Below are 9,861 nucleotides of genomic sequence, written 5' to 3'. Positions count from 1 at the left end.
TTATATGAAGAACCATCTTATTTATCGCAATGTCTTCGGGATTATTTAGAATAAAAATATGAGGGGATCTTTAAGGTTTAATCCTAATATTGAAAAAGATTTACTGTTCCTTTTTAGTGAGAAATTATTTTCTGGCCCGAGTATTGAGGGGTATAGTATTGATCATAAAGATGTGGTTTTAAAAATGCTTGCTGATGCATTGAATGATCCTGAATATGATTTTGAGGGGATCATTTTTGATGAGGAGGATGAATATTTTTGCTTACCTTTTGAATGGGATATTGAAGATCCTCGTTTTTTCTTTGAAGTGGCCTATAAAGCGGCATTTAATCATTGGGGAGATGAATTGATTAAATCCAATAGAAAGGTATTGCATCCCAATGTGTGTACTAAAAACTGAAAATTATGAGTCATAAATAGGGATACCCTGCGGGTAAATCAATTTTCTACGAATGCAGCATTTGTGGGGATATAGTTGAATCTATGCAGCAACATTTTGGCAGAATGCCAGTGTCAAAATATTACTGTTGATACAGCCCGAGAACGTTTAACGATTACTTATCCTGAAAAGTTTAAAATTTTTAAGTAAGTTATTGGCACTCATAAAAAAGGGCTTTAAGCCCTTTTAATTTCTTGATTGCTCATACCTTGAACAAGCCGCTAATGATTCCGTTTTTTGTGATCTGCGTCTCTTTATTATAAAGAAGTGGGCCAAGTTTATGATGGTGAGATGGGCTCATTCGTTTGAGTAAAGAGTCAATCGCCACCGCTATTATGATCCGCTGTATTACTTTATTAATCGCTGCCAGTATTTATCCCCCGATCCTATAGGCATAGCGGGTGGGTTAAGGCAAGTGCTTATGTTCAGCTAATACTTACACCCTATGGGCCATGGAATGGGTTGAGCTTTTAGGTGATTTATTGGCATGAATGAGTCAAGAAGGGGCAAGCAGTGGCAATTAAGTGCTTTTGCTAAAACTTAGTGGAATTACTAGGCTTAAATAACGCTGAATGAATCTAAGGCTGTGTAGAATGAAAACGATTTTTGCGGCAAGTTTCCTATGTGAGGTGAATACCTTTTCCCCTATTTCGACGACAGAGCAAGATTTTAAAACCTGTTATTACCGTGATAATGGACAATACCTGAGTGGTAATGGCGAGCATTATTATGCTCAACCCTTAAAGACCTTTGAGGCGCTGACGCAACAGGCGGGTTGGCATTATATTGAAAGTCTAGCCACTGGGGCTTGCCCTGGTGGGCGGCTAACGCAATCGACCTATGAAACATTCAGAGATAAAATATTAGCGGATTTGGCTAATGCTCAAGGGGTCGATGGCGTGATCTTATATCTACATGGCGCTATGGTGGCGGATCATTGTGATGACTGTGAAGGGGATATTTTATCTCGTATTCGGCGCATTGTTGGCAATGAGGTGTTTATCGGTGTAGAGCTCGATCCTCATACGCACCTTACGCAGGCTATGGTGGATAATGCAAATGTATTGATCAGTATGAAGGAATATCCCCATACGGATTATCATGAGCGAGCCGCTGAGCTTTTTGATTTGATGCAAGGTTATTTTAACCATAGCATTAAACCTGTAATGTCGGTGCTTGATTGCCACATGATAGATCTTTACCCAACCCTTATTGAGCCCATGAAAAGCGTCAATGCTAAGATGAGGCATTGGGAAGAGACGCAAGCTGATGTTCTATCGATTTCCCTTATTCATGGTTTTCCTTGGGGGGATGTGGCTGATCTGGGTACTAAAGTATTAGTGATCACCAATGATAAGCCAGAAGTGGGTGAGCAAATTGCAGAGCAATTGGCCATTCATTTACAATCACTTAAAGGAAAGATTAGCCCTAAGGCCTATGATGTTAACGCGGCGTTAATTGAGGCCATGGCAATGGATACTAACCAACCTGTGGTATTAGCCGATACCGCCGACAATACTGGTGTCGGTGCCTTAGGAGATTCGACCTTTATATTGCAAGCTGTGTTTGAACGTGAAATAACCAATGTCGCCTTATCACCTCTGTATGATCCTGAAGCCGTGAAGGTGTTAAAATTGGCTGGAGTGGGCCAAAAAGTTGATATTCACCTTGGTGGTAAGGGCCCTTATTCTGGAAAGCCATTGTATCTAGCTCAAGCTGAGGTGATCAGTATTGTTCCTAATTTAATGGTGTATTTGGGAGAGGCTAAGATAAGCTGCGGCGAGGCGGTGGCGGTACGTTGCCAAGGGGTGGATATTGTCATTAATAATAAGCGTTGGCAAAGTTCATCCATTGAGTGTTTTTCTAATATGGGGATCGATCCTCGGCGCAAAAAAATCCTCATAGTAAAATCATCACATCATTTCAGAGGGTCATTTCAAACCATCAGTGAGCATATTTTAACGGTCAATACTCCAGGTACGGCTAATTTAAATTTTACTCAGCTGGCTTATCGAAACATCAAACGCAGTGTTAATCCCATTCGCTAAATGCGTATTTCTCGCCAATCCCTTTGAGCAATTTATTGCCCGCTGGGCAAGTTATTGCTCGTTTTGGGCAATTAATTGCCCGGTTCTTCCGCTTGTTTTTTAACAAGTACTTATAAATCATTAAGATAGACTTTGGCATGTAAACTGCTTATTGATTTGTTGTTTGGTAGAAGTTTGCTGTTTGGCAAAGGTTTTTTGTTTATTAAAGGTTGAGTATGAATGCATTAAGCCTTTAAAGAGAAGCAGGTGTATAAAAAGGGTGAATTTTTATATGGATACAATCGATAATCCACTATTACTCACGGCAAGCCATAGTCATGAGTATTGGCTGGAAAGCGTCAAGCAGGGAGGCTGCTTTATTTTAGCAGAAGCTGTGCTCAATGAGTGGATCCCCAGTATCGCAGATGCACTGGTGAATAATGGCAGTGAAAAGTGTCGCTTGTATTGGGGGGAGGCGGGTCGCATTCATGGATCGATTTCACCCTATTTATTGCCAGTAAGCCTAAATAACTGGCAACAAATCGAAGAAGAAGTGTGTTATCAAGAGGGCTGGGGAATCGCAATCAAGCTTGATAAGCAGCAAGATGCCTTAACCTCCGCTCAGCAATTTAATGCCTTATTGAACCATTTGCGTCAATGGACAGTTGTTGACACTCATGACGGTCAACAAGTCTTGCGTTTATCAGACTGGCAAGTGCTATCCACTTTATTGCAGTCTAGCGATGAGAAAGCGTTATCCGCTTTTTTTGGTCAAATTGACAGCGTTATGTATATGGGGCCTGAGCATGCGCAGCAAGAGGTAGACAGCAAGGGTAAATCTGTTCCGTGGCAATCGCTGCAAGCATTCAATAAACAGCCCGTTGAAGATGAGACTCAGTGGCCAAGAACATTGAGTCAACCTCAGCAAGTGGCGCTTGCACAAATGATGAAAAAAGAGCAGTACCAAGCATATCAAGGGCATTTGCACCAATATCACAGTGAAACCAAAGAGTGGCATGATAAGCAAATGCTGAGCTTTATTGAGCAACAATTGAATATTGCCACTCAGCATGATTTTAATAACCCTCAAGATAAAGTGCGTTTTTTAAGCTTGTCTGTGGTATTTGGCCAAGACTTTGTTGAGCAGCCTTGGGCGAAGTCGGTGCTTAAACAAGATAAGCAACGAGGCGCAGTGAGTAAAATGGATAAATTACATGAAGCGGCCATGGCGCAGATCAGTTAAAAGCAGCTGAGTTAATCGGCACGAAAGTGTAAGCCAAAGCAGTGGAAAGTAAGGTGTCATCATATGCCGTCATCATATGCCGTTATCATAGACAGGCAATCATGAGCAGTCGCAGTCATAGTCAATGCAATAGTCAATGCAATAGTTAAAGCAATAGTTAAAGCAATAGCCAAAAAGATGGTCTTAAAAACCAATGAGCAGGTAAGCCAACATAATTGAAAGGAAATGCGTCAGTATGGGCAGTGATAATAATAACAATCAAAACAGTAGCGCAAACAATAGCCAAAATAAAAAAGCGGAACTGATCTCTAGCTCTGAAGCGGCAAAGAAAAATTTCAGCACCAATAATACCTTATCCGGCGGTTGCACTGAGTGTGGCTGCAGTGCGCTGATTTATTATCATTATGACGATGGCAAGCCTGTGCCTAATGCCCCTTTTGAGCTCACCGACAGCAATAACACTAAAGTGACGGGAAAAACCGATGATAAGGGCTTGTGCCTCATTGAAGACATGGGTTGCGGCAGCTTTGATGTATTGCTTGAAGAGGGGAGTGACGAGTTTAAGGCGCCCGAGACTGAAATCAATAATCCGGTATTGCAGGCTAACCCTGCTTATGCGGCGTTGGCGGGGGAATATTTTAGCTTATTCGTTATTTTACAAAATAAAGGTTATATCGTTTACGATGCCGATGACAGTAATAATAACAAGGTCGATGTGGATGACACTAGCCTATTTTTAAACATTCCCGATGAATACGAGCCCGCTTATGAACGTTTTTGGGAGCTTAATGAGGAGATCAACGACGGTAGTTTAGCCTTAAGGCAATCGATCAATAAAATTCATACTAGCTTGCCCGCCGAGGTGAGCAGTGATGCTAATGATAATTCGGCTATTTTATTGTTTTGCGAAATCGCGCTTGGATTTGTGCCTGTGGTGGGTCAAGCCATGGATTTATATGATGTGGGTCAGTGGGGGTGGACGACCTACAGCCAAGAGGCCAGCCGCAGCGATCCTCTGCATTGGGCCATGGGCACTTTAGCCATTATCGGCTTTGTGCCAGGTTTAGGCGATGCCCTTAAAAAGACAGGTAAAACCATTATTAATGCTCTGCAAAAGAGCGACAATAAAGCCATTCAAAAAGGCATTAAAGCGCTGCGGGCATTATCCAATGGCAATTTGGTGAAGTTTTTAACCGGCTTTGCCAGCAAAATTAAAGAATATGGTCAAAAAGCGCTGGATCTACTCAATCAAATCATTGCTGGTTTAAAAAAAGCCCTCAATAACGCCGCCAAAAGTAACTGGATTGTCAGACTATTAAAAGATGGCTTTGATGGCATGATAAAAGCTATGGAGAGTTTGTCGAAAAAAGTCGATGAAATGCTCGATTGGATAGCGAGTAAGGTCGATGAATTTATCGAAAAAATCTTCACTAAACTCAGCGGCACCCCAAGGCCTAAAGGCACTAAAGATCCGTTAGCGCCTGTCAATGCGGGTAAAGCGGACGTTAATAAAAACACCACAGAAGTGGTGCAGAAAAAAGATAAAGTTAAACAGCATAATGATAATGCTGTGGCAGAGGAAGGCACTGAAATGAGGGGGGATCCTGTGGATATGGCCACGGGACATGCGCTAGAGTGGCGCACCGACTTTACCCTACAAGGCTTAGTGCCATTGATTCATAAACGTTTTTATCATTCAGGCAAGAAGACAATTCCTGGGTTATTGGGCCGCACTTGGCGCAGTAATTGGGATATGACGTTAACCCTTTTCGATGGCATGGTGGTATTTACCGACGATAAAGGCGGTGAGGCCCATTATGTTTTGCCCGATGAGGGCGGCTCAGAGCGAGCACCGCATATGCCTCAGTGGCGTCTTGAGCGATTAAAAGGGCGCTTATATATGCGCCATCTCGATGGCACTGTTTATGGCTTTAATCACTCGGGCTTTAATCCTTCTCTTGTTGATAAGAGTGTTGATAAGGGTGTTGATAAAACTAATGATAAGAGCGCCGATAAGAGTGATGTTCAAAGTGCAGCTAAAAGCACCTTGTTGCTCACGGACATTAGCGACGCCAATGGTAATGGATTGCAGTTTATTTATGAGCGCACAAAACTCAAGTGGATCCACTTGAGTGCTAATCTCAGTGCTAATTCCAGTGCTAATTCCAGTGCTAATTCCAATGCTAGTCGGCAAGGCGTTAAGGTTGAATTACATAAAGGCCGTATCGAGGCGCTGACCTTATGTGATGCCAACAAAAATCCTGTTAAAACATTGGCAAAGTTTAGCTATAACCGCGCTGGGCAATTAGTTAAGGTCAGAGGGGATGCGGGTAAGAATTTTGATTATGAGTACGACCATCAAGACAATCTATTGCGTTGGTCAGACTTAGACAAAACCTGGATTGAGCACACTTATGATGAACAAGGCCGTACTTTAAGCACGCGAGGCAGTGATGGCCGCTGGCAAGATCAAACCCGTTATGACGATGCTAACAAGGTCATTTTCTATAAGAGTGCGCTAAAAGGCATTGAGTGTTTTTATCGGGATGAGCGTAATAATATTGTCAAACATATCGATGCCAATGGCTATGTTACCTTATCAGAGTGGCAAGATAATCAGCTGGTGAGTGAAACCAATGCCCTAGGTGAGACCACCCAGTACACTTATGATGACTGGGGACAAGTCACTAAGGTTATCGCTCCCGATGGCAGTGAGCAGGAGTACATTTACAATGACGCTGGCTTATTGACCAGCGTCATCAACCCCTTAGGGGCAACTTGGCAATATGATTATGACGCCCAAGGTAATTTACTTAAGGCGCAGGATCCTTTAGGGGCAGCTTGGCATTATGGCTATAATCAAACTGGCCAGCTTATCTCACGCACCAGTCCCGATGGTCTGCAAACTCAATTTAGTTATACCGCTCAAGGTCAAATCGAGTTCATATTACCGCCGTTAGGCCATAAACTGGGGTTTCATTACGACACTTTAGGTCGCCTCATTGAGCGCCGCACTTATGTCGCGTCTTCTAATAAAGAGCCCTCAGCTTCTCTCAATCAAAAGCCTTCAGCTTCTTTTAATCAAGAGCCCCCAGCTTCTCTCAATCAAGAGCCTTTAGCTTCTTTTAATCAAGAGCCTTTAGCGTCTTTTAATCAAAAGCCCTCAGCTTCTTTCAATCAAAAGCCTTCAGCGTCTGATAATAAAGAGCCCTTAGCTTCTCTTAATAAAGAGTCTTCAACGTCTTTTAAGAAAGCGCCCTCAACGTCTTTTAATGAAAAGCCTTTTGACAGTAATAGTCAAGAAAACCAGACACTCGTCAGGCGCTGGCAATATCAAAATACGTCACTCGCACCGGAAAAAGTGGTTTTCGAAGATGGCACAGAGCAGCGCTTTGAATACGATATTGAAGGCAATCTCACCAAAGTTATCGATCCGCTAGGGCAAATATACGGTTATGAATACGGCGCCTTTGATATGTTAAAGGTGAGTACCGATCCTTTAGGGCATCGCACTGTGTACATGTACAACGGCGATGGGCAATTCTCGGGGGTCATTAATAGCCAAAAAGATCAATGGCGTTACCAATACAACGAAGCGGGGCAAATTATTGAGGAGCGCCACTTTGATGGCCGCAAAACCCAATTTGCCTACGATGAACTTGGCCGTGTGGCGAAGCGTACTACGCCCGATGGCGCGCAGTTGCGATTTTATTACGACAATCTTGGCCGCCTCATTCAAAAACAAGCCTTTGCTTTGGCAAAGCCGCTAAACGATAAACCATCGTCCGCCAAACAGCCTAGCGGTGCGCATAATGGTCAAGAAACAGTTGAAAAACCGCGTTATATTGTGGCGTCCAATACCTATTTTGAATACGACGCCGCGTCCCAGCTTATCAAGGCCACAGTGGATGACAGTCGCCGTAAAACTGTATCGACTCCTGATGGTGGCTCAGCGAATAAGGTGGTGGTGGAATATGAATATGATTTAAGTGGTCGCCGCATTAAAGAAACTATTAACGATCAAGCTCTTAACAGTGAATACGATGCCGCGGGTGAGCGTGTCGCTATTAATAGTTTAGAGCGACCCTTAGAAAACGACAGCCCTGAGCGGCTTTTAACAAACAGCCCTGAGCGGCCCTTAGCTACAGCCAGCCCCTACCAAGTGCAGTTCGATTATCAGCAAGGTTTGCTCACAGGGGTTCAAATTAGCGAACACCAAGCCCTGCAATTTGCCCGTAACAGTCAAGGGTTAGAGACGTTTCGCTCCAATGGCCAAGGTTTTGATTTAGCCCAAGAGTGGAGTCTAGGTGGCGATTTACTCAGTCAGCAACTCATCGGCTATCAACATAAGCACAGTACAAATGACACCTTAAGTCGCGGTGCCGATCTAAAAGGGCCCATTCGACCTGATTCTTTTCAAGCGCTGCAGCGAAGCTATCAGTACGATGCGTTGGCGCGCATTACCGAAATCGATGAATCTCATTGGGGACTAAGCCAGTTTAAGCACAATGCTAACGGCCAAATCACCCACCAAAAGCAAGTTCAACCTTGGATAAATGATAAAGCAGAGCCTTCAGCGTATGGAGAGCCCTCAGCGTATGGAGAGTCCTCAGCCAGTAAAGAGCCCTCAGCGGTTCTTAAAGGTCAAGAGATCAAGCAGTTTGATTACGACGAAGTGCAAAACCTTACCGCCGTCAGTCAGCTTGACCTGTCTAATGCCAGTGCGCATGCCAGCAATTATGCGGCGCAAGTGAAAGCGGCCAATCCATTGGCAAGGCCAAAGAGCAATATTATTGATTTTGCCGCTAAGCGGATAGAAAAACAGCTTAAGTACCAAAAAGGCGGCCGCGTCGAGCGCATCGGCCCTCACACTTACCATTACGATGTCTGCGGCCGAGTATTTGAGAAAGTCACGAATAAAAAAGGCTTTCGCCCCCAAGTCACAAAATTTGAATGGGACGAAGAAGACAGGCTCATTCGCGCAACAGTGCCCAATGGCGATATCTGGTTCTATCAGTATGACGCTTTCGGTAGGCGTGTGGCTAAAATAAAACAGGAGGGTAAGCAGCAGAGCCGAGAAGCTGACAATAAACGAGCTAATCAACCTGAGAAAATCCAGTATCTCTGGGACGGCGATAACCTCATCGAACAGCAGCGCCGCTATGCCGATGGTACCCTGTACGATACCACGCAGTGGATCTACGAGCCGGATAGTTTCCGTCCACTGGCGCAGAGAGTGATCAAAGAAACTGCTTTGAATCAAGGCAAACTCGAACCGCAATTACACTACATTATTAACGACCATGCAGGATCGCCTAGAGAGTTATGCTCCGAGGACGGACATGTAGAATGGCGCGGCAAGCAACACCTCTGGGGCGAATTCAACTCAGTATCAAATAGTCGTTTACCCGAACGTCAATATTTGGAACAAGCGGCAAATGATCCAGTTAACTGCGACCTCAGATACCAAGGTCAAGTGTATGATAACGAGACGGGTTTGTATTATAATCGCCATCGCTATTACGATTCCGATAGCTGTCAGTACCTAACCCCCGATCCTATAGGTATGGGGGGTGGTCTTAGACCTAGCTCTTATGTGCACAACCCCATGGAATGGGTGGATCCCTTGGGGCTTGCTGAGGTTGAAGCGCATAAGGGGATGGTGAAAAATAAGTTTAAGGGTGATCCTTTACCAAAAAGGTTATTTACGGATGATGGCTATGCAGTGCCTTATGGTTTTCAATCGGCAAAAGAGTTTGAAGATTTTTCAAAAGAATTACGAAAAGGGCTTGCAGATGCTGGTTACCCTAATGCAGTACCCTTATTTCAAGGAAGTTCTGTGACTGGCTTTAAAGCTGTTACAAGTAAAGGGGGAAAGGCTGGCGATATTTTTGATTCAGGCAGAGTAAGTGATTTTGATATAGCAATTGTAGATGAGGAGTTGTTTAAGCAAGCTAGTTTAATTGGTCCTAAAAAAGGTTTTAAAGTTAAAGGTGGTAGTAGAGTTGGGCCATTGAATGATGAATTGATGTCAGATTTAAAAGTTAATGATTTATCTAAAAATTTATCTAAAAGTGCAGGGAGAGATGTAAACTTTATGGTATATAGTGATCAAATGTCCGCGAGGAAAAATGCTCTTGATATACCATAAT

The 9,861-nt window shown here is 43.6% G+C and carries 4 protein-coding genes; all 4 read left to right on the top strand.

What is annotated here, in order from left to right; genetic code table 11:
- Nucleotides 1–58: 58 nt before the first annotated feature.
- The 4 genes from Q0791_RS17720 (at nt 59) to Q0791_RS17705 (ending at nt 9,860) form a co-directional block, all read left to right on the top strand.
- Nucleotides 59–400, top strand: coding sequence for a hypothetical protein (locus tag Q0791_RS17720; RefSeq protein ID WP_299009235.1), 342 nt, complete (start codon nt 59–61; stop codon nt 398–400).
- A gap of 632 nt (nt 401–1,032) precedes the next feature.
- A complete protein-coding gene (locus Q0791_RS17715) occupies nt 1,033–2,487 on the top strand; it encodes a M81 family metallopeptidase (RefSeq protein ID WP_299009190.1) in 1,455 nt (484 codons plus the stop codon).
- Nucleotides 2,488–2,758: 271 nt separating this feature from the next.
- Complete coding sequence (locus tag Q0791_RS17710) at nt 2,759–3,709, top strand: DUF4123 domain-containing protein (protein ID WP_299009188.1); 951 nt, start codon at nt 2,759–2,761, stop codon at nt 3,707–3,709.
- A gap of 235 nt (nt 3,710–3,944) precedes the next feature.
- A complete protein-coding gene (locus tag Q0791_RS17705) occupies nt 3,945–9,860 on the top strand; it encodes an RHS repeat-associated core domain-containing protein (protein WP_299009186.1) in 5,916 nt (1,971 codons plus the stop codon).
- Nucleotide 9,861 lies beyond the last annotated feature (1 nt).

The organism is uncultured Shewanella sp., assembly GCF_947495455.1.
In the GTDB taxonomy this organism is placed as follows: domain Bacteria; phylum Pseudomonadota; class Gammaproteobacteria; order Enterobacterales; family Shewanellaceae; genus Shewanella.
The sequence above is the reverse complement of the archived record's forward strand: the minus strand, read 5'-3'. Positions and strand labels throughout refer to the sequence as shown.